The following is a 25838-nucleotide window of genomic DNA, read 5'->3' as shown; positions in this document are numbered from 1 at the left end:
ATACCAATACGACAAAACACTAACAATAGAAAATGAAACCTAATTATATCGTGTAAATGACCCTCTGGCGTCATTTTTAAGAGCTATTGCTCATCAATTGATTCTCCGAAATTAATACCAATCCAAAAAACAATCTTATCTATGAGAAAGCATTTTAAAAGTCTAAAATGTAGAAGGAAGATTATTTCTTTCATTTGTGTATTCACGTTATCCTGTATATCGATGATTGCGCAAAATATCACTGTATCAGGCCTTATTTTCGACAATAAGACCAAAGAGCCTTTACCTGGAACCACCGTAGTTCAGAAAGGAAGCACTCATGCTGTAATGACTGATGTGGACGGGAAATATTCCATTACCGTACCATCCAATGCAAATCTGGAATTCACGTCCATAGGCTATGAAAAAGTAACACTGGCAGTAAATGGACGTACTACCCTCGATGTTGGCCTAGCTTCGTCTATAATCGAACTTGACGAGTATGTTGTAGTCGGTTACGGCATACAGAAAAAGGTCAATATGACCGGAGCTGTAGGAATGGTCAACATTGATGATAAAATGTCGAGCCGTTCTATCAGCAATGTATCTTCAGCTCTTTCGGGACTCATCCCGGGTTTGGCAGTACAACAAACCTCTGGTATGGCTGGAAACAACTCCGCTTCATTGCTTATCAGGGGGCTGGGCAGTGTGAATAAAACCTCCCCATTGATTGTGGTAGACGGTATGCCCGATGTTGATATCAACAGGATTGACATGAATGATGTCAGCAGTATATCTGTTCTCAAAGACGCATCATCGGCTTCGGTGTATGGATCAAGAGCTGCAAATGGTGTAATTCTGATCACAACTAAGTCTGGTGCAAATGCAGAGAAAACGCAGATCAGCTATAATGGCTCTTATTCTTTTTCGAAACCTACCAATTTTTACAATGTATTTAATAATTATGCAAAGGCTTTAGATTGGCAGCAGAAAACTACCGCTGCCGGACGAAACACATCTCCTTTCTATACAGGAACGGTTGACGAATGGCTCTCGATGGGATTAATAGATCCTATTCGTTTTCCAAATACCGACCAGTTCGATTGGGTTACCCGTACTGGCCATATTTCATCACATCATATATCGGCAACCGGATCCAGTGATAAGAACAACTACTATATAGGAGTAGGCATGATGGATGAAGAAGGTTTTATGATACGCAACGATCATAAACGGTACAACTTCAGAGCAAATCTGGATTATAGATTACGAAAAGATCTCAGAGTCGGCTTAAGAGTAGATGGCCAGTGGACTAATACAACTTTTGCATATGAAGATGGACTATGGGACCGGAATTCGGGGAACAATCCTTTGGCTGTAGCCATTACGGGTATAACCCCTTATAATTATGAAACGAATCAGTATGGAGGTGTCATGGCATACGGAGAAGCAAATAATGCAATGAATCTGTTTGCCGATTATGACACCAGACGTAACGAACGTGAAAGGCAGGAATTCAATGGCAACATATACGCTGAATATGAACCGATTAAAGGATTGACAGCTCGGGTTGATTTTAGCCTGAGGTACTATAATCAGTTTCAGAAATCATACCAGACTCCAACAGGCGTATCACTATATAATTTCCAGACAGAAAATGCAGTTCAAACCTTCATTCCCGAATCTGCCGGGATTTCAAACAGAAGTGATCAAGGCCGAAAACAACTTGTACAATTTAAATTACAGTACCAGAAAGAGCTATTTAAAAATCATGATCTGTCTGTAATGGGGGTTTTTGCTGAAGAATATTGGCACGAACGAAATTTCTCAGCCAGCAGAAACGACCGTATACATCCGATAATTACAGAGATTGACGGTGCACTGAGAACAACGCAGGGAACAAGCGGCTCTTTAGCAACCGAAGGACTTCGTTCGTATGTAGGCCGCATAAACTATTCGGCATGGAGTAAATATTTACTTGAATTGAGTTTCCGTGTCGACGGATCTTCAAGATTCCTGCCCGGGCATCAATATAGTTTCCTTCCTTCAGGATCTATAGGCTGGCGTTTTTCGGAAGAAAGCTTTTATGAACCACTCAAGAAATATGTAAGTTCAGGAAAACTAAGATTCTCATACGGAACATTGGGAAACAACGATGTAGCCCGCACAGAACAGCAGGATATACTTTTGTATACGCCATATGCGATCAATGGTAACAACCTTGTACACGGATTCAGTTATCGTAAGATGATAAATGATGATCTTTCATGGGAAAAAACGAATATATTGAATATCGGACTAGATCTGGGATTCTTTGATAACAGATTGAACATAGAGATGGATTACTATGACCGACTTACTAAAGGCATGCTACGACCTTCTGATCTCTCTACCTTCTTGTCAGGGATATCAGCGCCCCGATTCAATATGGGGAATATGCGAAATAAAGGGATCGAATTAAATATCAGATGGGAAAACTCTATAAATAAATTCAGATACGGAGCTTCGTTTAATATGGCATTCAATAGAAATAAATTAGAATCGTACAATGAACTAAGAAATCCTAGTAAAATATTTATAGGAATGCCTTATTATTTCAATTATGTAATGCCATCGACAGGTATTGCCCAGACTTGGGAAGAAATATTAAATGCACCTTATCATAACGATAATAACTTATCTCCCGGTGATATCTTATATGAAGATTTAAATGGAGATGGTCAAATTACTGGAGCCGATAAAAAGGCTTATCCTAAGATTAGTGAGCATCGCCCGAATACCAATTATGGTTTAAATCTTTTCGCAGAATGGAATGGCTTCGATCTGAATGCTTTATTTCAAGCTGCCACCGGACGCAAGAATTATTGGTTAGATGTAATGTATGCCACCAATGTGGCAGACCAACGGGTTGCCTTTCTGGATGAACATCTTTATAGTACATGGACACTCGAGAACCGCTATTCGGAACTGCCTCGTGTAGTAGGGACGAATACAAGCCCGAGTAATGCTCCCGGAAACAGAAAAGAATCATCATACTGGTTGCAAAGCATGGACTATCTGCGCTTAAAAAACTTACAGATCGGTTATAATATACCAAGGAAAGTGCTGAATAAACTAACTCTTAGCAAATGCCGGATATTCGTTTCTGCCGAAAATCTGTTTACAATAACCGGATGGGACGGAGTAGATCCGGAAAAAGCCAGATATGAAGATGGAACCGAATCGAAAAGAGACAATCCATTTCCTCTGATGAAATCAATGTCTTTTGGTATTAATGTCGGATTTTAATTATGAAAACAATTATGAAAAATAAAATATTTACATTATTTCTATGCGTCGCGATGTTAGGATCAACATCCTGCGTAGATGATTTGCTGAATCGCCCCTCAGCAACGGAACTGCCCACAACTTTATTTTGGAATAATATAGATGATGCTGAAAAAGCCATGTATGGTGTTTATCAGGGCACACGCACTTTCTTTAACAAAAGCTATCTATGGGATGGACATTCCGATATTATGTGGGCGCGTTCGGCCACCCCGACTCCTTCCGTTGGTTCATCATATGGAGCACATTGGAATAATGGCTGGACTGTCGTAAATCGGGCTAATTACGCCTTATTTCATATCGAACAAATGCTTCAAAAATTCCCTGCTGAAAATGATCAGAAGCAATTGTTGAGAATAAAATCCGAAATAATATTCTTAAGAGCAATTGTTTATTTCAGAATGATTGATTTATGGAAAAACATACCTTATTATACCCATATCCTTAAGGACAACAATGAAGCATATTCTTTGACACAAACGCCGATAAGTGAGATAAAGGACAATATATTGAAAGATCTGGATTATGCTAAAGATTATCTTCCTCCTATTGTAGCAGAGGGAGAAAGAGGACGTGCTTCTCGGGCTTCCGTATATGGATATATGGGAAAAATAAAATTATACTGGGCGTGCTGGAAGAAAAACCCCGTGTATCCTGAAGATTTGAATTTGACTGAAGCAGAGCAATATTATAAAGCTGCAGCTATAGATTTTGCCGAAGTTATGAAACCTGTGTATGGAAGAAAATTGTATAAAGATGGAGCTCCCGGCATATCGATCTCACCCTTCTACTATGACTTATTTGATGGAAGAAATGAATATAGCGAAGAAATCATTTTTGCAACCAGCAATGCCGGCCCAAACTTCGGGCAAGGCTTAGGGGATACTTACATATATGACTTCGGGACAAGAAGTACCGGAGCCGGAGGTTCAAATGTAACACCCAACCTGAGACTAGTAAACCGATATCAAATGATCAACACCGGAGATTACGCACCTGCACTCATTCCTAATTCTAATGAAACTCTTTCTGGTGGTGCCTGTAATCCAGAGTCGTATAAAGGTCGCGATTACAGATTGTTTGCAACTGTAATGTGGGATGGACAGAAGATGTTGCGACTTTCGGATGATGGAATGAAAGTAGGGCCGGATTCTATGATTTTCAAATATAAACAAGGTGATAATGTCACATATATAAATGCACAGGCTGCAAACTCAGGGTATATTTTCAGAAAATTTGTACGCCAGTATGCTTTTGGCCCGAGAGAAGAAGGACAACAGGATACATACCTGATGAGGTTACCTGATCTTTGGTTAATGTATTGTGAAGCCGTAAATGAATACAACAATGGACCTACCGACGAATGTTTCGAACTTATAAATAAAATAAGACGAAGAGCAGCTTTACCCGATTTAGATAAAACCAAATTCAATACCCGGGATACATTCTTTAAGGCGATCGAACAAGAACGGATTATTGAATTAATCGCAGAAGGGCATCGTTTTTTTGATATTAGAAGATGGAAGATAGCAGAAGAAGTATGGCCGCAACCTAATGGGTTTGAATATGTAAACACATGGGGAGAAAAGCAGGGTGCGAACCAGTTCCTGAATGCAACGGATAGAGATTTCTTACGTTATTATATATTCCAGATACCTACCGGAGAAATAACAAAAAATCCAAGATTGCAACAAAACGATTGCTGGCTATAAGTAAAAGAAAGTATTTAAGACAGCATTATTTAGTAATAACTAACCATTGCTGTTTCAGATACGAAAATAATAAACAGGTCTGTGACCTCAATAAAAAACAATTATAGATATGAAAACAAAAATTATATATCTGTTCGCTTTAATATCTGCCATCCTAATGGTTTCCTGCGAAGATTATCCGGTAGATGATAAAGGACTTTTGATTACAGATAAAGCCACATGCTATATGAGTTCGTTCAATCTGTTGGGATCCGATAACCAATCGGTATTAGTCAGAGTTCCAACCTACTCTAATGGAGATATAGATACAATAAATTGTACGGTAAAGGCTGTAGCGAAATATGGGACGAACCTCACTCATGTAAAGCCATATTGTGGTGTAACCGATGATATCACAGTAACTCCTTCGATGGGAAAATGGATTGATTTTTCAACTCCACATAAATTTACCCTGATCTCGGGAAATCGTAAGATCAAAAAAGAGTATACGATTACAGTTACAATACAAGAATAACAGTAAAAAAAAGAATCAGTATGAAAAAAGCATTTATTATAAATATACTGTTGATGGCTTTCCTAATCATGACCTCCTGCTCTGATGATAAAAGCCCATTAAAGAATGATTATATTAAGAGAACCACCGGCCCGTTAATTGTAGGCGAAACAATAGAATTTGCTTACGCGATGGGAACAACAGAAGGTAAACTGAAAATGGCAATTGCCGAAGCTCCGGTTGCCGGAATGAGCGGGACCGGTTTTGAAAACGTAACCTGGCGAACCGAGGCGGGCAAGAATATTTCAACGATTGTTGCACGTGATTGTAAAACAGAGGGCAACACTTCTTCTGCACACATTATTGATGCTCAAGCCACAACGCTTCGCTATCACTATATAATACCTGAAGAGCTGCGGGGGAAAGAAGTTACATTTACCTTTACCTGCGAATCGGGTGTAGATGAACGAACTTCACTTCGCACAGAAACTTATAAGATATCCGAGATGGATATGAATAAGCAAATAGTGTTGGGAGTAGGTAATGATGATAAACGCTATATTTCGATAGAAGATATGCAAGCCTATACCATAAGCGAAGTGGAAGCCGGGAACTTATATTCTAAGATAGACTTCATATATGCATATGCAGCTAAAAAGACAGTAGGCGCTACTTCGTATGATTATAAGCATGCATTCTTTTCTCCTGCGGCTGTGAATTATTATCCTGACGGATTTTCGCTTCCGGCAACCTGGGCTAAGAAAAATTCGACTCTGATGGAAAAGAAATTATATGTTTGGGACGGGCAGTTAAAAAATGATGTCAATACAAACATATATGTAGATGATCTGGATATGCAAGCCAAAGGTTTCGATAACGCTCTCAATTTCATTCTGGATCTGCGCCAGGACGGTAGCGCATTTATGAAAACAGAAGACGGAAAATATTGTGCTTTTATCTATATAAGTGCGCTACCGTCAACTAATGCAAGTGCCACCATAGGTATTAAGAGGTATAAATATTAGTTTTATAAATACGGATATTATAATTATGAAAAAGAATACAATATATTTTGCATTGATCACCTTCTTATCGATCCTGATAATGGTGGGATGTAGTGATGACGATAAAGATTTTTCGGACGATAATGCTTTCCCTCCACCTACACTAGAGTTAGCTTCGGCTGATAATCTAGTAGGAATATTAGGTGCTGAAACAAAGGTGCAGGCAACTATAGAATCTGAATCGGGTATACGTGATGCATATATTACATTGCTGAAAACTACAGAAAAAGGATATGTTGAAATAGATAAGAATAAGCGCATCATGATTCCGGTTGAGGGGCAACCAAAAACATTAGAGGTCAACGTCGATGTATTAATAAATTCGGATGATATAACAGCTATTAAGATTGTATCAATAAATGGTATATCCAAGACAGCTGAGCAAATAATCAAAGTAACAGACATAAAAAACAAACCTGAAATAACTTTTTATGGTAATGTTGATTATAGTAATACGGTAAGTACAACTACACCGTTAAGGATGAGGGGTACGATTATTAATGATTGTGATATTCAATCGATTTCATTTGTCAAATTCATTAATAACGCAGAACAAGCAGCTATAGAATATAATGTAGGTGCGGAAACTGATAAGCAGAAAATCAATTTCACACAAATGATCCCTGTAGAGAACGGACTCGATTCTATTGTTGTACGCGTCAAGAATATTTACAATGGATATTCACAAAGGACATACAAAATTAATAATGTTGTGAATGTTGACTTTATTGACTTCATTATCAACGATGAAACCTTTGTGACAGAACAATTGAAAGAGGATGCAATAAATCAAGTATTGGCATCGATAGTCTCTGCCTCCGATCTGGAGTCGGTAAGTTTTGCATCAAAGACGAATGGTACCTATTCTGCAGAAACTACAGTAAGCCTACCACCTGATACATATAATGAAGCTTCTGTCGCTCAGAACTTGTTTGTGACTACCGAATTGCAGGCCTTCAAATTTACAATTAAAAACAAAGGTGGGGTTACCGTCTCTAAAGAGTTTATTGTTAAATCTTTTGACTATAAAGCCCGCATACTACGCGATGTGATTATGTCAACCGACCCTGATGACAACTCCGCTTATATAGCTTTATATGAAGATATACCTGTATTCGGAAAGGCTATCGCAGAGACTAAGCAGGATAGGATCGACTGGGTTTTGACTAAAAATAATACGAATGCACAACCGGTTTCGCCGCATGCTTATGGAGCGGACATTAATTACTACAACAGGTCGAAAGATTATTTATGGGGGTTCAATACTTTAACCTATATGTTTTTATCGTCTCGCAGAGGTAGCCTCAATAAAAGTCAGATCGATTTGATAGTACATGATTCGGATATAACAGTTTACTTATATACAACGATTATTGTTGGAGAAAATTATAATATACCAAAAGCAAGCCGTAGGGTTGGGGATAACTTCAATCCCGGTAAGATTGATGGATTTATATTCGGATGGGGCAATCATACACACCCGACAACATCCCCTACAGTAGTAGATAATTATGCCTTTGGAATTGGTTGGATAAAGAAAGTCGTAACCAAAGAGAACGGACATCACGAAATGACTCTCGACATTATTTACCCGCGGCAAGATCAACGTGCCATGTATAACGATTCTAAGATTATACCTTATAGTCCTTATCCTCTGCAATAATTAAGTCAATTATTTAAGTTAGATAATAGCTGCCCCGATAAGTTTAGTGAAAATCTTATTGGGGGCAGCTTGTTATATTTAATCTCTACATTTACAATAACTTTGTATTTGTAATAGATTACAAGAACATCCAATAAAACATTTAAGTGTGAAATAAAAATGGATATAATAATCAAAACTCTATTAGTATGTTTCATTTTAATGAACGGCTATATTAACAATGTTAACGCCCAGAAACAGACTCAAATAAAAGTGATGAGTTATAATCTTCGTTTTGGCGAATTAGCATCGCTAGAAGAACTGGCTGAATTCATAAAAAAAGAGAATCCGGATATCGTCGCCCTTCAGGAAGTCGATGTGAAAACATATCGTGAACGTGCACAACATCAGAATGGGAAAAACTTTATTTCCGAACTGGCTTTTCGCACAGGCATGCTCTCACTGTATGGTAAAACTATTCCTTACATGGGAGGTTACTATGGAATCGGTATATTAACAAAATATCCCTATATTTCGGCTAAACGAATTCTATTGCCAATGCCGGAAGGCTCAAAAGAGCAACGAGCATATCTGGTAAGTGATATTGAATTGCCCGATGGCAATATATTTACATTTGTTTCTACACACTTGGATTACCCGACCTCAGAAGTCCGTCTGGCTCAGGTGGATTCTTTAAACAGCGATTTGCTGAAACACAAAAATCCAATCGTTCTGTGTGGTGATTTCAATGCTAAACCTGATTCTTACGAAATAAGTGTATGCATGTCAGAATGGAAACAGGTAAGTAACATGAATTTTACCTCTCCCGCAAAGAATGCAAAATCAAAAATTGATTATATTTTCTGCTATCCCCATTCAAAATGGCAAATCATATCTGCTGAAACGCCTGTGATTCAATTATCAGATCACTTACCAGTAATAGCAACATTGGAGTTACTTGAAAATCAAGACTAAGGTTGAAGGTTTGTTAGAGTATTGATAATTTGTGAAGAATTAATACTTTATAATCAAGGGAGCTACTGCAAATACCTATATAAAAAATTTAACAGCAAAAGCTTTAGCCATTAAGAATAAAAGCAAGCAATCGCTAAAAAAACTGAAAAATGGCTGTAAAGTACTAATTTACAACCATTCATTAATAAAGCATTAAAGTGGAGCTGGAGGGAATTGAACCCTCGTCCAAACAAGGAACTAATCTGCTTTCTACATGCTTATCTTCGCTTTAATTGTAGGGAGTAGACAAGACCGAAGCCACCAATCTAAACCTTAGCTTCTTTATTTCAGATAAAGGCCGAAGCCTCCTCTATCCTATCTCCGATTTGCCTGCACCACCTTATCGGCACGCTTCGAAGCCACAGCTTCCGGGTGATGTCTTGTCCTAGCACCTGTGCCAGGATTAAGCTATATCTACTATACTTCGATTAAGCAGCAAGAGCGTAATTGTTATTGCCAGTTAAATTTGTGACGTCTAAGATTATAGTGCCAGCCGACTATGCACTGCATGCTTACAAACCATTTCATCTCGCTGTCAAAGCCAGTCAGCCCCGATGATAAAGAATATATAATCAATATATAAATGCAAAGATAGTGATTTTCTTTGTCAAAGTAGCAATTCTTAAAATAAAGCATATCACCTATTGAAAAATAAGATACTCTCTCCATAATCAAAAAAAATACAACATAACCAACTCGAAAACAAACATTTACACACAATAACAAGTATCATTTATTGATATTTCACGTCTTATTAACACAATCTTTTAATAAAAAAAGATATATTTACCTCGAATTATGTATCTCTCTATAAATATAATGTAGACATATATTAAAATAGGGACAGAGTTGGAAATAGGATGAATTCTCAGTTAAGCTGACTGACAAAATTACACTTACAGAATAATCAGTAAAATTGCAATCAGACTAATTTCATCACATTGCTTCATTTTATACATTTCAATTTATTTAATTGAAATGAAATACTTTAGGCCACAAAAAAAGACAAACAATGCATATTATCCCACAAGGATACAATAGACCTAACATCATTATTTACAGACAAATGACTTACAGAATAAATCAAAGTATAAGAACAAAGCTATATACTAAAGTGCTGTCACCAATTTTGTTATTAAACTTATTTTTACTTCTTCAGGCTTTATCAACATTATCTGCCCAGGTCACAATTGGAAGTAATGTAGCACCAAACGAATCAGCTTTACTCGATCTGAAAAACAAAGCAGACGAAACATCGAACAAAGGATTACTCATGCCTCGTGTACACCTACAATCGACAGACGAAAGCACTCCACTATCAGCCCACGTAAAAGGTATGACTGTGTATAATTTAGCTCCTAAAGGAGATGTCGTTGAAGGCTTCTATTATAATAATGGTTCAAAATGGGTACGCCTTATTCCTGAAACCGATGTATTTTTCTACATGCCATCCATTATGTTGCCACTCAGCGAATCTGATCCCTCTTTCTCCAGTGGCTTCTTCAAAATTCAGTTGCATCAGAAATACGAAGAACAATTTACCACATCAACCAAAAGTCCAGCAGCTACAACTCTACCAATTTATGATTCTAATCGACTCGAATTCTTCGTTTTATATTATGACAATAATGTCTTCGAACAGGTTACAATAGATGATGGCGGAGTATTGTCCTATAGGATAAAACCAGATTATGAAGTATCCGAGAAGACTTTTATGAATATCGCATTTAAGGTCAAATAATAGACAATGATAATACAAAAGAAACAAACTATTAACAATAAAAACTTAATAGTCTTACTTATTTGTCTTGCATTTTTTTTACCGATTTCTATAGTGGCACAGACAGAACAAACAATGTATTGGGTGGGAGGTCCTGGTAATTGGGAAGATCTTTCACACTGGTCTTTCCAGCCGGGAGGTGGAGGTAGCCTGCCCTCGTCTATTCCTACACGGGATACACATGTAGTAATAGATGCGGGTTCTGGATTTAAGGGAGGAACACTGGCTAGCCGTTTGATTACTTTGAATACCGAACACACAATCAAATCTCTGACTTTTGCCGATGATCTCACTTCTACAACCTCGCCTCGTATAACTCGTAGCGGCAACTATAACCTGAGAGTAAATGGAGATGTTACTTTACAGCCCTATGGACAAATACTTCTCTATAACACCCATAATCTAATCATGGAACCTGCCGAGGGGGAAACAAGTACATTGACGTTAAACGGGTCGCAATTGTATAGCAGTTTTACTAAAAAGGGTGCAGGAACACTGAATATCGTAGGTGAGGTAAATTCGTCATATAATATGTACTTTCAAGGAGGAATAGTCAACTATGATGCTTCTAGTTTTTACGTATATGATACAAGTGCGACAAACGACTGTATTGTAAATATGCCTAACGTGATTACATTTACCTCTAAAACAGGGGGAGGAATGACAATTTCGGGTACAGGTGTTTATAAGATGCCACGATGTGAAACACTTTCTGTATATATGATGACTCTCACTTCGCTGACTCCATGGGATTTACCATCACTCAAGACTTTTGATATAGGTTATAGTATGTATAACGGAAATGTAAATAGTACGATTAATTTACCGGATGGAACAAAAGTAAAAGCTACCAGCTGGAATTTTCTGGGAAATATAACTCCTAATCCGAATAAAGCCGAGTTTGAGATAACCAATGGATCTTTTTTTAGTAAGAATGGTCAGAGTTATTATAAAGTTAGATTTACTAATCCTGTAACTAAATATGCTCAAATAGAAGGTAGCTCTACTATAGAGGAATTAACATCTACGAGAGCTGGTTTCTATGTGGTGGGTACACCATTGACAATAGGAACATGGACATTTGCTCCTTCTGTAACTAATATTATATTTAATGGCCGTACTGTAATTGTACAAGACGATATAATAGATACAACACCTGAGTGTGAACCACATTATAGAATAACGACAGACACTCCGGGGGGAACAGCTACTATAAAGAAAGAATCAGGTACGGTAAATCTCACAAACGCACTGATAAGCAGAATCAATGCAACGGGAGGAGCAATATTTAACGTTGACGGTATAGACGGAGGATATAACAGCGGGTGGAATTTTAAAGAACAGATAGGCAAAGACCTTTACTGGGTAGGAGATGCAAATGATAATGAATGGAATAACATGGATAATTGGTCAGACACTTCAGGAGGAACGGGAGGCTATTGCTTGCCGACAAAATTAGATAATGTGATTTTCGACAAAAATTCAATTATATCGTCTGAAATAAAAATCACAACTAATCCTGCTTATTTCCACGATATCCATATCCAAGATGATTTGCCGAATACCGACCTTACATTTATTCTTACTTCCATGAATTGCTACGGTTCATGGTATATGAAAGCGGGAATTACCATCAATTCCAATGTACTCTTTTATTCTTATCCCGGCGAGATAGAAACCATTACGTCCAATGGGTCCACATTTAACATCATGTATCTTATTGGAGCAGAAGGTGCTGGAGGCACATGGATATTGGCCGATGATCTTAGAACCATTGGCGATTTACAATTCAGAGGAGGAACTTTCAATACAAATGATAAGGATATATATCTGGGAGTCAACTTCAATTCGAATGTTGCATTTGAGCCTTCCATAGCATTAGGAGGGCAACGAACGTTGATATTAGGTAGTTCAAAAATATCGTACCGCAGCATTTGGCGATATTCAGGAACCCTAGATGCCGGAACCAGCCATATTACAGCTCGTGGAGGTGCCGACTATAATCCAGAATTCACGTCAAATAATAGTCATATATATTACGATGTGAGCTTCATTCCAGAATCCACTTCTATAGGAACAGCCAAACTATCTAACATTCTTACATTCAACAAATTAACAATAAATACTAAAAAAGCGACAATAAACAATAACATCCAGGCTAATGTTATAGATCTGGGTCCAAATATTGGAGTAACGGTTGCTAGTGGTAAAACAATAACTGTTATCGGTGATTTTATTACAAATACTCCGGATTGTTCCGGACTGATGGAAATAGCTCCGTCCTCATCAACCAGCACTTTCAATTTGATAAAAACGACAGGAGTAATACATATTCCCAATGTAAGTTTAAAGGGAGTACAAGCTAGCGGAGGCGCTACGTTTTCATATTATGGCCTCGATGAGGGAGGTAATAGCGACAATTGGATTTATACACCTGTTACAGCCAAAGATTTATACTGGATTGGCACTGCAGGCGATGGCTTATGGAATACGGGAAGTAACTGGACAACCAATAACGATGGCACTCCATCGGAAAGCAGCTGTGTTCCTACTCAGTCTGACAATGTTCATTTTAATAGCTACTCAGGATCAGACGGACAAATAATTTCGCTAGGTACAAATTCTGCTTATTTCAACAACTTCATTGCTCACGACAATGCTCCTGTGAATATAAAAATAACAGCTACAACTACAGGTTTCGATTCATATTGCTATGGTAATTTTATACAGTTAGGCGAGGGTATGTATATCGAACGCTGTCATCTTATGGGCGATGTGAGTAATGGAAAAATAATAAACAGATCAAATTCTTACTTCAATAACTTAACAGTCAGCAATACCAATGCCCAGTGGGAATTTTCTGGAGATATGAGAATCTCCGGCACTTACATGCAATCACTTGCGAAACAAGTAGATATAAATATGACTACATTTACCGGAGGGAATATTCTGGTTCATGAAGGCATTCTGAACCTAAATTTAAAAACGCTGAATGGATCTAGCTTTGAACTTATCAAAGGGATTATTAATGCCTCGGGAGTAACAATGAGGGTCAGCAAAATATCTAGTACCGGAAGTGATACGAGCAGTCTTCCCCGTCACCTCAATATAGAAAACGCAACCATTACAACTACCGATGCTTTTTCATATTATGGACATCCGGATATAACCCTTAACGCAGCCAATAGTCACATTTTAGTTGGTAAAAGCTTTTATGGATTGGCCGGGCATGTTTATAACAAGATTACAACCTATAATAACAATCTTACCAGCATGTATATCAGAGGTGGTATAACAGCCAATGAGGTTATACTGAATCACGGGAGGCAGATACTGGATAATAATACATTTGGAAAATTAATTCTAATGCCTAAAGGGCTGACCCTGTATATCGGTGCCGGCACCACACAGACCATTACCGAAGATTTGATACTAAATGGTACACCTTGTACATTAAATACTATAAGGGCAGGAACCGAAACAGGAGGTACTCAGCTATCAGCGACTGCCACAATCCATTATCTGAAAACTAACAATCACAATCGCTACGATTATACAAACATTGGAGGAATAATTGCTACAGGTGCAAATTTGGAGTTCGATGTTAATACTTCGAATTATGGACTTAACAATGAGAAAGTGGTATTTCTGGAAGGTGCTCCCGGAATTGTGGGTTTACCCGATAATTTTACATGTAAAACCTTTAACCAAGAAGATGTGGAAAACGAAGATAATTTTATATCAGCCGAAGGGTTCTATGGAGGGCCTTTATCTACTTACAAATGGTACTATAAACATCATAATGAAGAGAATTTCAAACGATTAGGCATAGACTCGACAACTGTGGTGATTGATCCTAAATTATATGGCATCAATGGTACATACAAAGTAGAAGTTGTATATGATTCTACAGTTTTTCCTATTTGCTATAGTGAAGATGAAATAAAGATGAATTATGCTCCTATCATAGGATCTTTTACTGAGGCATCAGAAAATAAACCTCATATACTGAATGTCAACTATTGTGAAACAGATCTAAAACAGCTTTCATATTTGGTCTATGAACTAGATGAGATCTCTACTAACTTTCTGGAAAATACAGAAGACATAAGACTATTCTTTTATGAGACTGAGACCTCAAATGAACCCCTGGATCCCTCGACCATTATGACTGAAAAGACATATTATATTTCATTCAGTGATACTATATCTAGTTGCGAAAGTCCCCAAAGAGCGATAGTAAATGTCAGTCTGGACAAGATGCCACTAGCCGATGCCGGTCCGGATATCAATCAAAGTGGCAAAACATTCACAATGGCAGGTAACCAACCCGGAATGAATCAACAGGGTGAATGGACTGTAATATCAGGAGATGTGACAATAGCTGACCCTACTCTTTATAATACTCAGGTCACACTCTCTGCATCTACCAACTTTGCTACACTAGAATGGCGTGTGGCAAACGGAACCTGTATAGCCAAAGACAGGATGAATATAGGAGAAAAAAATTATGTCCCCGTCAATCCCCATATCATGTTAAAAACAAAGGGGAATTAAACATTAACAATGTGACCTTATGAAATCCTATTATTTTAGTCCACAGCTCAAATCAAAGCTGAACGCTGATTAAAAGTACCATAGAAAAACGAAAAGGGAGTAAAATATTTTAATCGGTAATCACCGCTATTTTTTTATACTTTTTATAAGAGATGCACAACAATCCCGCTATCAGTAAACTTATCAATATGATGAGAATAATAGTAAAATCAAATTGCATCTCCCCCGCATAACTATGCATTCCCCCGAGAAAGTAGTTCACACCAAAATAAGTCATCAACACGGTTGAAAATGATAGTAAACCAAAGGCATGAAAGAAAAACAGATTAGTAAATATCTTCAGATTTTTCTGGTGAATAATCAGACTATACACAAGAAATGTTATCAGCGCCCATACCTCTTTCGGGTCCCATCCCCAATAACGTCCCCATGATATATTTGCCCATACAGCACCAATAAAAATACCGGCGCCCAAGAATAAAAGACTGGGATAGAGACAGATCAGACTGTAGATTTTATTCTGCTCCAGTTTCTTTAGAATATTTGCAACATCTTTATTCTTACATAGAACTATTTGTATCAATGAAATAAGACTATTAAGCATAATAAAAGCCAATAATGTATAGGCAAGCATAATCACTGATACGTGAATGCTTAGCAGTGGGGAGGAAAGGACGGGTACCAATGGCGTTATTCGGGGATTCATCATACCCAAATGAGCGACCAAAAGAGAACAGCCCGAGATTAAGTAGCCGAATGATACTATCAGAGGCATTTTGCGTCCTGCTAAAACAGCGATCAACATGGCTGACCATGCAATAAGAAGCATCGTTTCAAATCCGTTACTGAACGGCAAGCGTCCTCCTATATACGTTCTGATCCCAATAGAAAAGGAATGCACAATAAAAGATAGAATAAGAATACCGAAGAATATCTTATCTACATGCTTAACCCTCTTATCCGCCAGGAAAAAGACACATAAGAGTGACAATAATCCCAAAGTAAGGTTTATTTTAAACAAGATCGAGGTAAAATTCACATTAGTATAAAAGATCTCTATATCACGATGCAGATCTGATGGAAGCACTTCCTCTGCATTCGCTTTCTGATAATCACTTATCATTTCAAGAGCAAGCTTCGCATTCCCTTCGCTATTGTCTGAGATTGCCTGATAATAAGACAAAAGAGAATTCCTTATCAGTTTTATATTTTTCTGTTCATCTTTAGTTCTGAGGTTTTGCGTAGGGTAAAACCACTTTACATCATTATCGATCTTTTGCGGATATATCTGTAAAAGACTCCCGTTATGAAGCATATTGATTAATTGTATCTTTTCATCCAGCTTTTCCACCTCTTTCAGCAAAGACGTTTTTGGCGAATTACTGCTCAGATCTTTCCAATACTTACTTAGCTTATAGTTACCTTCCGTATCATAGAAATCTATCAATGCAGCTTTTTCGGTCTCGGCATTTAGTTCTTTTTTCAGTATTCCATCCTTTACATCAAACAATGCTACCTGCTGCCATTTGTCAGGAAAAAAGAGAAATCCCATCAGGAATTGATTTGCATCGAGATAACTGAATGATGTCTTCCCTGTAATTTTCAAAGTGAAATCATGGGCAAAGGTTGCTACAGGGCTTATTCTTCCATCGTACAGCATCCATAATTTACAGAATTCCTTTGCTTGCTTTTTGTTTACGGATAAGCTATCCTTAGTAAGAATCTGAGAAAAACAGGAAACCGGAATAATAAATAATATGATTATCAATGCTTTTTTCAGGAGGGGATGATTCAGCAACTTCCGGAAAGCATTCTGAGGCGAGAATAAATACCATATCATCGCTAAAACGAATAAGGCATAACCGGCATAGGTCAGAGGAATTCCCCAACTATCATGGTTGACACTCAATATACTCGTTCGCCAATCGTCTTCGAAAGACGACTGATAGAAGCGGTAGCCATCGTAACTGAATATATTATTCATAGACACCTCTGCTATCGTGGTTTTACCCGACAGTTTATCCTTTATAGAGAAATGCGAAATATAGTCGGCCGGAGCATTCGTCCCCGCATAGTATGAAACATAGAAAGTATCCAGCCGCATCCGGAAAGGTAGCTCAACGGTATCCGCGTCAGCCTGCATTTTGCTACAATCCGTATCTTTATTGAGAATAACATAGCCATGTTCGGCAAACAGTTTTGTACAAAAAGCCCCGGCTAGTATCAGTATAAAGGAAATATGGACTAATAGCAATGACAAATTCCTGTACATCTGCCCTTTTACAATTCCTGTAAGGCTGAGTATAACTAATAATCCCCACAAAGCGGAGAACCACCATGAGCCGTATATATGAGAATAGGTATATTCCGAACCATGACTCTTTTCCACAAAGGTTGCCAGAGCCATAATAACGGAAAGGACAAAAACACCCCAAAAAGGAAGCTTCTGTAATGAGAATAATGCCAACAATCTATTTTTCATCTGTCAAGATCAGAATTTCTCAAACTGATTCGCTTCTATTTCTTTGATTGCAATACATTCTATTTCTATCAGCCATCCCGGACGGCAGACAGGAGCCCATACGATTACTTTAGGCAATTCTTTATAATATTTATCAAGATAATCGGAAACTATCTGATAGTCTGCCGTATCGCGCAGATATACAATCATTTTCGAAATATCATTTATTACCGCATCCGCCTCAGCGAGCAGAACTTCTATATTCTCTATTGTCCGCTCTATCTGTTTTTCAATGTTGGTAAGATGTACAATTTCCCCATTATTATCTATACTGGCTGTGCCTGATATGAAAATATGCCTGCGATCGCCATAATCCACTGTTGTTCCCCGCTCAAAAGTTACCCCGTATTCGTGGGTAGGATTCAGGTGAGTAGAGGCATGGAGATATTTGACTTGTTCCTGAGAAATACCTTTAATAGCATAAGCATCCATCAATACCAATGTCTGAGCGTCAGTATATCGCCCTTCTATACCCGTGCTTGCAATATAGTGAGTCTCTTTATTCAGGCCTTCCCTGTTGAAGCAGGCAATACGGGCCTTTACCATCTCTGAGTAATGAACATCTACCCCCTGCACATATATCCAGGTGCGGATACAATTATCCTTCAACGTGCAACCATGCAGATACAATGATTCTAGATATGTATTGAAAATGCATTCCGTCTCGGCATACTCATCCTTCAATGATTTTTGCAATTGGGTATTATAAATATGCTTAAAATGAGGGCGCGACAAAATTGTTGTACCATAACCATCTGTATATATTCTACTATCAGCGACAAAATATGCCCACACAGATACTTTTGTTCCATTCAGAGGAGGCTGTTGTACAACAGAAACGGCAGCGTCCTCGTTCTTCCGCTTCAAAAATTGGGATTGATTGACTGCATCACTCACAAAGTACCGCTTTAATACCAATGCGGAGCCACGTAATATATCCGACTGCTGCAAACGTTCCAAAGCAGCTTCTATATCTCTGTACTGAATTTCAGCATTGTTATATTTATTATTTAGCTCAATAATGGCATGATATTCTGCCACCCCGCCTTCGGGTAAGAAGCAACTTAAATTTATATTGACGGACAAGTCGTCCCATTCTATATTTATATATTTCATTTCTGTTTATAATTATTCACTTTTAGCCCCGCCTTTTATCCACTGCTCGACCAGCACAATATCATCATCTTTGAGTGACGACAGGCTCGAATGCTGATTGGGCAAGGCTTCGCCTTTCAATATATCCATCAGATAACTATTCTGAATATTCCCCGGGCTAACCCGCTTTTTATCCGTATTGTGCAATGCGGTTATGCCTACCAAGTCTTCATGGCTCTTCCCTTCGGTTAAATGCAGGCCTGCTGCGGCAAATCCGCTTCCCCCATGACACTGGAGGCACTGAGAAAACACTTGTTTTTGCACCCGCCCAAACATTGCCAAATCGATATTTTGAAGTGGAATCTCAAAATCTTCCTTTGGCATACTGACTATCGGATAGGTATAAAAAGGATAAATCTTATAGTTACTATGCTCTTGTACGAGGTATAATGCCAGATATGTTGTATTCTCCGGAATATTAGCCAACGAGACCGTAACCACTCCATTATCCGAGGGTTTAGATATTACTTTCGATGATATCGGATACGCCAGATCATCGTTGAAAGATCCGAACACTATCTTATAGCTTTCAGGAAAAGCATCGATGTGTGTAAATTGGAAACTGACAGAAACATCTACATCCGTTCCACCCGAAGTTTTATCTTTAGGATATATATCCCCGCTATCGCAACCTGAAGTAATGACAGGCAATGAGACGACAAACAATATCCAAAATTTTATCAAATTATTCTTTCCCATGATTTTATTTATCAGAAAGAAAATTGGAACATTACCTGTGCAAAATGTTGAGCTAGGCCTAAATCATCATTATCCCTCTCCAGTTGGTTTTCATGCCCCCATTTTCCCAGATACTGATACATAGCCTGTAATTTCAGGTTATAACCGACAATATAATAATTGAACCCTACTGCCGGAGCATTCAGGATACCATCGGTCTTAGATGAGTTACGGTCGAAGAAATCATATCGCGCCGCCAATTGCATTTTTGGATTGATAAAATACCCTCCCTGAATATAGCCGCCGACAAAATCGTAAGAATGAGAAACCTGCTGTCTTTCTACAAAATCCATATTTAAATAATAGGCTTCTGCCGAAATATACCATCGGTTATATAAATAGGAAAACTCCAGGCCTGCACGAAAATCATTGCTTGCCTGCCAGTTGGCTTCCACATTGTAAGAAGTGGAAAGCGCAACTAAAAATTTATTATTATTCAAATCATCGGGGCTTCCCTGATGAGTAGGCATCACACCTTTAGGCATATAAGCAATACGCCCCGAGTATAACAGTGATGGAATGTGCAGATCATCGCTGATAGTCTTCTTCGCGCTATTCACTGTTATACCTGTTCCATTAAAAATGCCGACTCTGTATTCCCATTTATTCTTGATCAAGCCATGTACCTGTACACCAAGATCGAATCCGGTCGCAAAATTAGGATTGACTGAATTTATAGAATATGGAATATTTACCGGAGCAGTGAGCGAAACAGGTAACGATGGGAAAAGCGTTTCCCCCAATGTCACAAGATAAGCCTGATTGAAAGGAGTTTTAAATTTCCCCACACGGAAGCGCAATTCGTCTTTCAGGTTGAGGTCTGCCCATGCCTGCTGAAGCAAGGCATCTCCCGACTGGGCCGCATTCAATGTAAGATTGAACGTTACTTTTCCGAAAGCCTTTCCGGCAAAGCCGATCAATGCGTTTCCTATCTCAAAGCCGCTATTGGCAACATTGTCCTGATCGTCTGCGCCTATCTGCTCATCATCGTAGTAATTCATTTTGGCCGATGCCTGTACAAGAGCGAAGGGTTTAAAAACAAAGTCCCCGGCCTTACTTTCGAAGCTGAATCCTTTCTTTCCTGCAAGAGGGATAACATCGCTTTCGATATATTTATCATTATTATCACTCTCCTGTGCTAATAAATTTACGGATAGAAGTAATCCTGCGAATAATAAAAATCTGAATTTCATATCAATGTATTCTTTTCTATTTAGTTTAAAGTGAATTGAGGAATATCTGCAAAGCGTCCCTGTCTTCTTTCGACATGCGACTGAACAACTCCCGCGACACACTGCCCTCGCCTCCGTGCCACATGATAGCCTCTAGAAGGTTGCGGGCACGCCCGTCGTGTAAGAAATGCGTATGTCCGTTTACTGTTTCTTGCAAACCAATACCCCACAACGGAGTTGTACGCCACTCATAGGTATAGGCGGCTCCCGCTTTATAACCGCTGTCCAGTTCACGTCCCATATCGTGCAAAAGGAAATCGCTGTATGGATGTATCGTTTGGTTGCACAGCCACGGAAGGCGTGTCCCGTTCAGTAAAACGGGCGCATCCTGCCGGGTGTGTAAAGTAGGGGTATGACACAGATGACATTTGGCTTTATAGAAGTTCTCTTCGCCTTTTTTCACCAGTTCATGCGTAACATTCCGTCGTGCGGGGACACCCAATGTGCTCAGATACAGATCGACATTCTCCATATCATGCGTTGATATCTGGATACCGTAATGAGAGTAACCAACGTTCTGAGACTGTCCTTCGCTCACTTCGAGCGGGTAGCGGTCGTTTGTAACTCCCAGGTCGGACGAGAAACCTAATTCTACAGTCAGGTCTGCATGATGTGCTTTATTCCCGCCCACTCCTATCATAGTTTTGTTACGTTCCTGTATGACGGCAAGCCGTCCCGAAATTCCGTATTCGGGATAGTTGCTTTGTGCAGCCAACCTTCTCAATTCATCGGGATCGAGTGCCATTATCTGCCCCATACCAACATGCCGGAGAGGGATACGTACATCAATAATCAGATCTTCAGGTTTTATTTCATCGGCATACCATTCCGATATAGAATAATGAGGAGTGATGAGAGAGTACTTCTCCCCATCAGGGAAAGAATATTCTTTTTCTTCATAAGTGACCTTAAGCTTACCCTCCGGCTCAACCCCTACAATAGATTGATCATGCAAGACTCGTCCATATTGACGAAAAAAGGCTCCATTCTTTCGTGTAATATAAGCAAGCATAGAAGAGAAGCCATATTTACCGGAACCTCCTTCCGAAAAAAGAGTGGGATAAGTCCGCCCTGCATTCTTATGGCAACTTCCGCACGAATAACCTGCATAGAGAGGACCAAGACCTCCTTTGTTCGGATCGAACTGATCTGTTGTCCGGGGATCATCATAAAGTTGATCTCCCAGATTGAATCGAGTCAACATATCACCCTTCACCCACGGCGCAGGAGTATCATATGCCCTGATCCCGGACATAAATACGGTAGATGTTCCGGCCGATAATTCGTCCGGATGCGCAACTTTTCCATTGGGCTTGTAAATGATATCATCGTCGTTGTCGCTACAAGCAGTAAATGCCGTGATGCAAAGACACATCACGACACTAACTTTTAAGAATTTATATCTTAACATAAATAGTTTTTCATAAATCTGTCAGAATCTAAGAACTTATTATTTTCTTAATTCTCCTATCAGTTGATTACTTAGTATAGAGAAAAGAGATTTCTTAATCTTTCAACTGTTTAATTTTCTCGAAACTCAATTGTAAGTCTGTACAAGCATCTATTGCCGCATCCACTTTTATTCCGGTCAGATTGTTGCGGAAAGGACGTTGCATCCCTTCATTAATCGCTTTATATGCTTTATCGATTGCCGCAGTAATTTCTGCATCTAAAGCTGCATTCTTAGACTCTACAAAAACAGACATGCTGTGTTGGCTTCTGTTGGATGTTGTTTTATTCAATCCTCCGAAATACGAGTTGCGAATACTAATGATATTGTTTGCATAGTCATCGATTGAGTTCCAGCTATACCATGACTCCACTTCGAGAACCGCTTCGTCGGTTTTTCCATCCAGAGCCAAATCTCTCGGAGCTCCTATTTTCTGGGCAGCAACTTCATCTGCGATTCCGGCACATCCTTCAATTATATTATCAATGGCATCATCCATTGTAGCAAGATCAACACCACTGCTTGTTATCGCATTCTTGAAATTATACGCAAAATTGTATTGTGTAGGATCTTCTTCAAATGTATTGATTACAGCCTGATCCTTTGCACTGATACTCTGAGTTCCATTCCATGCAGCCCACAACATGATGCAGTCATTTCTCAGATATTCGGTTGCTATTACTAAATATTGAATTTCTGATTCAGAAAGAGGTGTAGAAGAAAGCGTTTTAGGATTTCCATCCGAGAATATCAGATACTCGATTGTGTGAAAACCATGAACACCCGGGTCCATAATTTTATCGATTGTAATACTTCCTGAATTGATTATTTTATCTATATCTCCTTTTTTCAGAGGCCACGAGTCCAGAGAAGGATCAAGCCCCAACTTATCGGCAGGCCCATATAAACAACTTTCACTTTGCTCCCAAGGAATACGTGTAGCACGCCAGGCTGCACAGACTGCATTCAGATTTGCTTGTGTTCTTCCTGTGCTGGTACTGAATGTTTGTACCGCATCGTAAAGAGTCCATGCCTTATTTTTCATATCTGCATACGTAGGAAGTATAACATCATCTGTATATACCTTTAGCACCTGGGTAAAATCATATCCATACCCATCATCTGTAAATTCACCTTCAGGACTGTCTTCACCGCATGAAGAAAAGAAATATAAAGCAGAGAACAACAGTAAAAAATAAACGCTTAATTTTTTCATTATTTTTGGTTATTATGTAAAATTGATATTAAAAGGATTCGGATTAATTTATATTCTTATTTTTTGAAGAACCACCCGGTATACACCAAAGCCAATCCGAATGTATTCTCATCATTATAGTTGCCCCCGTCAAGCCTTCTGTTCGAATAATCAGCTTTCAGTACCATATTAGGTAACAGGTTATAGTTTACACCAAATGTGAATACATTTCTCTTGTTTATAGGCATTTCGGCCATACCTTCTTCTACATTCTCTGCACTATTGTAGTACTCATATCTTACGAAAGGCATCAACCTTTCTTTTGTTTTGAAGAAGGAGAGTATATTATATCCGGCCTCAATGGAATATGTAACAGCATTTTTTGCCACAGGTGTGCGGGAGAAACCTGTATTCTTCGATACACTTTTATTTATTTGAGATACTCTCTTCGATGCGCCGAGATTTCCATAAACAAGATTACCTCTAACTGCCAGATTCTTGGACAGGTATTGGGCGTCTGCCGAAATGATACTGACAGGAGCTTTTATTCCGGTCATCTTTTGAGGTTTGCTTGCATTCTTTGCTGTGTTTCCATAATATCCCGATGCGCTTAATCTCAAATTTTTGATTCCTTTATATTCTACCCTTCCGGCAACTGCAGGATTTGTCATTGTAGAAGTCTCAAATATGCTTTGACGTCCGCCTTGTATCCAATTGGCAGATGAGAATCCATTGGGGTCAAGCCCGTTAACGAGCATTAGTTCATATCTGAATCCGGAAAAATAACCGAGTACTGATATTCCCGTTTCATGCCATGTACAAGGTAAGATAGTGGATTCACCCTCTGGTCTGGTTGTACCGAAAAAGAATATGGGTTCATGATGCGCATTCGTCATACCGACAGGAACTATCATATGTCCGACCCTGATATTAAAGGCGTTACTAAATCGCTTGGTTATATGGAACTGTTCCAGTTCTATTTCACCCCCTTTTTCTATCTCGGTCTCATATTCACCCCCTTCTTCATATTCAAGTTCCATCGCAGAGCCTGTACCTCCATATTCTATTTCGAGTTCTGTGGAAAATATAATATCAGGCCTGAATTTATATTCGAACGAAAATACGGCTCTGGGTATTGATATATAAGAGCGTTTGTCGCTTGGTGCTCCTGCTGGATCTTTATATCTGTCGGGACCATAATCCATTTGCTGAAAAAGAATTTCTCCGTATCCACCAAAACGATATTTATTGTAATTCCATTCGGGAGGAGTATCTGCAGTAACTGTATCACTTTTTTCCGGGACAACCTCTTGCTGGGCTAAAATGCTATTACAGAAGAGGATTGACAGTAGCATTAATAACGTAATCTGGGTTTTCATAAATTTTATCTATTTCTAATAGACGACAAATGTATAGTTGTTAATTTTATCTAACAATCACTATTTTTTATTATATTTAAGTGAAATCATACCTAGATGTAGGTATCAATAAATTACGATTTAGTCACTAAAATCAACAAATAAACGACAAAATGACACACACATAGTTGATTTACAACAATATAATATAAACAAAAGGAGTCATTAAAGAAAATAGTCAACAATGGCTTTTTTTTAAAATAATAAACTCATTCTTGAGTACCTTGAATTCAAACTCTAAATAGTGAGCTACAGAATTTATATTTAAGAGAAGAGAAAACAATGACAATTTCCTGCTTTATATTTTTAAAATATGATACTCTGAATTATATTAATCAGCAGTTGAAATCTGCTATTTTTCTTTCATAATTTTATCTATACGATACAGATGACAAGTGTGTTATCGGATGAAAAGGTAACAACGAAGATAACTTACAAAAGGTGTTACCTTTGTTACTTTTAACAAGTCGTAAGTTTTAAGTTATATAAGATACGAGTAGACAAGACACGAGATACAAGTTGTTAACTGATGACTGATATATCTGTTACCTTTGTTACCTT

At 38.5% G+C, this 25838-nt stretch carries 15 protein-coding genes and 1 other RNA gene; 8 read left to right on the top strand and 8 right to left on the bottom strand.

Annotation, left to right across the window (positions count from 1 at the left end; translation table 11 throughout):
* Positions 1 to 141: 141 nt before the first annotated feature.
* The 6 genes from QZL88_RS15630 (at position 142) to QZL88_RS15605 (ending at position 9192) form a co-directional block, all read left to right on the top strand.
* A complete protein-coding gene (locus tag QZL88_RS15630) occupies positions 142 to 3267 on the top strand; it encodes a TonB-dependent receptor (protein WP_296942620.1) in 3126 nt (1041 codons plus the stop codon).
* Positions 3268 to 3281: 14 nt separating this feature from the next.
* The gene (locus QZL88_RS15625; protein ID WP_296942618.1) at positions 3282 to 5018 is read left to right on the top strand and encodes a RagB/SusD family nutrient uptake outer membrane protein; all 1737 of its coding nucleotides are present in this window, start codon (positions 3282 to 3284) and stop codon (positions 5016 to 5018) included.
* 109 nt (positions 5019 to 5127) lie between these two features.
* Complete coding sequence (locus tag QZL88_RS15620) at positions 5128 to 5532, top strand: hypothetical protein (protein ID WP_296942616.1); 405 nt, start codon at positions 5128 to 5130, stop codon at positions 5530 to 5532.
* Between the two features lie 20 nt (positions 5533 to 5552).
* The gene (locus tag QZL88_RS15615; RefSeq protein WP_296942613.1) at positions 5553 to 6536 is read left to right on the top strand and encodes a DUF4466 family protein; all 984 of its coding nucleotides are present in this window, start codon (positions 5553 to 5555) and stop codon (positions 6534 to 6536) included.
* A gap of 25 nt (positions 6537 to 6561) precedes the next feature.
* A complete protein-coding gene (locus tag QZL88_RS15610) occupies positions 6562 to 8238 on the top strand; it encodes a hypothetical protein (RefSeq protein ID WP_296942611.1) in 1677 nt (558 codons plus the stop codon).
* Positions 8239 to 8397: 159 nt separating this feature from the next.
* Positions 8398 to 9192, top strand: coding sequence for an endonuclease/exonuclease/phosphatase family protein (locus tag QZL88_RS15605; RefSeq protein WP_296942609.1), 795 nt, complete (start codon positions 8398 to 8400; stop codon positions 9190 to 9192).
* A 195-nt stretch (positions 9193 to 9387) separates the two neighbouring features.
* Here the strand turns inward: QZL88_RS15605 and ssrA are convergent.
* Positions 9388 to 9784, bottom strand: a transfer-messenger RNA (tmRNA) gene (gene ssrA / locus QZL88_RS15600).
* Positions 9785 to 10297: 513 nt separating this feature from the next.
* Here ssrA and QZL88_RS15595 point away from each other — a divergent pair.
* Both QZL88_RS15595 and QZL88_RS15590 read left to right on the top strand, forming a co-directional pair.
* Positions 10298 to 10972: a hypothetical protein gene (locus tag QZL88_RS15595; RefSeq protein ID WP_296942607.1), complete on the top strand. Its 675-nt coding sequence runs from the start codon at positions 10298 to 10300 to the stop codon at positions 10970 to 10972.
* A 93-nt stretch (positions 10973 to 11065) separates the two neighbouring features.
* Positions 11066 to 15568, top strand: a complete 4503-nt coding sequence (locus QZL88_RS15590) for a hypothetical protein (RefSeq protein ID WP_296942605.1) — start codon at positions 11066 to 11068, stop codon at positions 15566 to 15568.
* A 109-nt stretch (positions 15569 to 15677) separates the two neighbouring features.
* Here the strand turns inward: QZL88_RS15590 and ccsA are convergent, their stop codons facing one another.
* The 7 genes from ccsA to QZL88_RS15555 all read right to left on the bottom strand — a co-directional run bounded on the left by ccsA (position 15678) and on the right by QZL88_RS15555 (position 25238).
* A complete protein-coding gene (gene ccsA / locus QZL88_RS15585; RefSeq protein WP_296942603.1) occupies positions 15678 to 18050 on the bottom strand; it encodes a cytochrome c biogenesis protein CcsA in 2373 nt (790 codons plus the stop codon).
* A gap of 9 nt (positions 18051 to 18059) precedes the next feature.
* Entirely contained in the window at positions 18060 to 19205 is a 1146-nt protein-coding gene (locus tag QZL88_RS15580; protein WP_296942601.1) for a Rid family hydrolase, read from the bottom strand.
* A gap of 12 nt (positions 19206 to 19217) precedes the next feature.
* Positions 19218 to 19943 (bottom strand): hypothetical protein, encoded by a 726-nt coding sequence (locus QZL88_RS15575; RefSeq protein WP_296942599.1) that lies wholly within the window; start codon positions 19941 to 19943, stop codon positions 19218 to 19220.
* A gap of 11 nt (positions 19944 to 19954) precedes the next feature.
* Positions 19955 to 21175 carry a porin gene (locus QZL88_RS15570; RefSeq protein WP_296942597.1) on the bottom strand — a complete coding sequence of 407 codons (1221 nt, stop codon included), beginning with the start codon at positions 21173 to 21175 and terminating at the stop codon, positions 19955 to 19957.
* A gap of 25 nt (positions 21176 to 21200) precedes the next feature.
* On the bottom strand, positions 21201 to 22589 hold the full coding sequence (locus QZL88_RS15565) for a di-heme oxidoredictase family protein (RefSeq protein WP_296945095.1): 1389 nt from the start codon (positions 22587 to 22589) through the stop codon (positions 21201 to 21203).
* Positions 22590 to 22719: 130 nt separating this feature from the next.
* The gene (locus QZL88_RS15560; RefSeq protein ID WP_296942595.1) at positions 22720 to 23880 is read right to left on the bottom strand and encodes an imelysin family protein; all 1161 of its coding nucleotides are present in this window, start codon (positions 23878 to 23880) and stop codon (positions 22720 to 22722) included.
* A gap of 56 nt (positions 23881 to 23936) precedes the next feature.
* Positions 23937 to 25238: a hypothetical protein gene (locus QZL88_RS15555; protein WP_296942593.1), complete on the bottom strand. Its 1302-nt coding sequence runs from the start codon at positions 25236 to 25238 to the stop codon at positions 23937 to 23939.
* Positions 25239 to 25838: the final 600 nt, after the last annotated feature.

The organism is uncultured Dysgonomonas sp., assembly GCF_900079725.1.
Classification (GTDB): domain Bacteria; phylum Bacteroidota; class Bacteroidia; order Bacteroidales; family Dysgonomonadaceae; genus Dysgonomonas.
The sequence above is the reverse complement of the archived record's forward strand: the minus strand, read 5'-3'. Positions and strand labels throughout refer to the sequence as shown.